Source organism: Acidiphilium sp. PM (assembly GCF_000219295.1).
GTDB classification, from domain to species: Bacteria; Pseudomonadota; Alphaproteobacteria; order Acetobacterales; family Acetobacteraceae; genus Acidiphilium; species Acidiphilium multivorum.
Genome location: NZ_AFPR01000051.1, coordinates 1 through 1,991 on the forward strand (window position 1 = coordinate 1; position 1,991 = coordinate 1,991).

Annotated in this window: 4 protein-coding genes; all 4 read left to right on the forward strand. The window is 52.9% G+C overall.

What is annotated here, in order from left to right; genetic code table 11:
• The coding region (locus tag APM_RS01815; RefSeq protein ID WP_007421651.1) for an ADP-ribosylglycohydrolase family protein at nt 1-302 on the forward strand (302 nt) is incomplete at its 5' end.
• Complete coding sequence (locus APM_RS20165) at nt 295-741, forward strand: hypothetical protein (protein ID WP_241763090.1); 447 nt, start codon at nt 295-297, stop codon at nt 739-741. The genes APM_RS01815 and APM_RS20165, both read left to right, overlap by 8 nt.
• A 411-nt stretch (nt 742-1,152) precedes the next feature.
• Nucleotides 1,153-1,617 carry a hypothetical protein gene (locus APM_RS01825; RefSeq protein WP_039887530.1) on the forward strand — a complete coding sequence of 155 codons (465 nt, stop codon included), beginning with the start codon at nt 1,153-1,155 and terminating at the stop codon, nt 1,615-1,617.
• A gap of 171 nt (nt 1,618-1,788) precedes the next feature.
• Nucleotides 1,789-1,991, forward strand: a 203-nt coding sequence (locus tag APM_RS22510) for an antitoxin MazE-like protein (RefSeq protein WP_241763091.1), incomplete at its 3' end; no start/stop codon positions are given.

Genomic DNA, 1,991 nt, shown 5'->3' on the forward strand with positions numbered 1-1,991 from the left:
CGTCCGTCGAATCGACCGGGTACGTCGTAAACACGCTCCAGGCTGCGCTTTGGTCATTTACCCAAGGAGATGACTTCGAAAGCGTAATTCTTCGGGCCGTCAATCTGGGCGGTGATGCCGATACCATCGCAGCAGTTGCCGGACAGATCGCCGGGGCGACATGGGGGCTGAGCGCCATTCCGCCGCGCTGGACGCAGCGAATTTACTCGGGCGAACGGATCCTGAAACTCGCGATGGATCTGTTCATGGCGGGACGTACGAATGCGTTTTCCCAAGAAAGTGTGAAAGATTGGCATGTTTAATTACGTTCTATGCGAAGTGCCGCTTCCTGATGGGTATGAGGGTGAATTCGAAACGAAGGATCTCGAACCTCTCTTTTTTGATAGGTATGTGATCGCCAAATCGGGCCGCTTAATTGTAGAAAGAAAGGTATTTGACAAAATTGAGCCTCCCAAGGAGGATGAAAGCCCTGATCAAGATGAATATACAAGGTTAGCTAAATCACTTCTCAGTCCTTTTCGATTTATTAAAGAAACGGAAGATACAAATTTCCATGGCATTTTTACCTTTAGTGGATACGAAATTATCGGCCACGAACCCGATGAAAATAATAAAACTGTTCTGAGGCCTATAAATAAACACCATTATTACAAGGCAAAATTTACTGATGGGCAATTGGTTGAGATAAAAATTATGGGGGATGATGATCATCGCTTGCCTATAGGCTCTTTGTTCCCGTAATTTTTATTCATCGGAGTTGTCATTGAATGGTCAAAGCTTGCACAATAGCCGTACTGCAGCCATGTCGCCGCGGACGAAGGCGAGTGAACATGTCGAAGGCGGTTCCATCGAAGAACATGTCGGTCAAGCATTGTCGCTACGCGAGGGTTGGGCACTATCGGGAATTTCGCGTGTGAGTGGCATGATGGGTAGAAAGGAAGCCCCATATGACGCGACGGATAGGGCCGGCGATCCCGGACGAGTTGCTGGGTGGCGGTGACGCGGCGGCCGCCTTGAATTCCAGGGATATAGTGAACGCGCTGAAGAAGGCTCGGGCAGAGCGCTCAATATTCCAGCCGCCTATCTCCAGTCACCCGACTAAAGCGGGCCAACCACCTTGGCCAAAACGCGAAGCCTGATGCTCTTGTCGGGATGATCACGGACGTCAAACCGGTCGTTCACTTCCTCTCCGAGACGCCAAAGTTTGCGGAGCTGACCGAGCGCGGTGGCATGCCATGCCGTGTCTGGCTCGATCCCTCTAGCGTCGAATTCGTGACGGCACTGAGAAAGGCCAGTGACGCGGAGGTAACCGGTCTGCGCGGCCTCTTGACGGAGAAGGCCTTGTACGTTTGGCAGTCAGCAAACCTGCTCCACATGGATTTTGAACGGCTCACGGGCACCGAAGGGATGCGCCTTGGTCTGCGTGCAAACGAAATTCAGGTCAACGACGAGACTGTCGCGCAGCCGGCTTATTTTCCATGGGTTTTCCGCGACCATAGTGCCGCGATCTCAAGCGACATCGAAGACCGCCGACGACTCGTTGAGCGGTTTTTGATGCTCAACACCAAAGTCAAGACGATCTATCCCGATGTTTTCCGTATCCTTTGGTACGCATGACGCTTCGCCACGTCCCTTCCACAGGAACTTCTTCAGCCACGCGCCGGCACACAGCGAAATCTTGTTGACGTCTCTCGATGCGGGGGTAAGCAGTTGCAAAGGAGCCGATCCGTCATGGTGAATGTGAACTGCTAGGCTGACAACAGTGGCACGCTGACAAGGAATGGTACAGTGACCCGCGCCTCTCGTTTCCTACGGCGCCGGCGGAAACGCCGCAAGCATCTGTGCCGCGCTGTTGACCTCGCAAAAGTCGATACAGCGACGACCGAGTTCAGATTCGAGGTAAAGCGCCAGGCGCGACTGATCGCAGAGGCTGATGCCACGTCAGATATTATGGACTGGCTGGAAGCCGTGAGCCTGTTAGATGAAGAGAA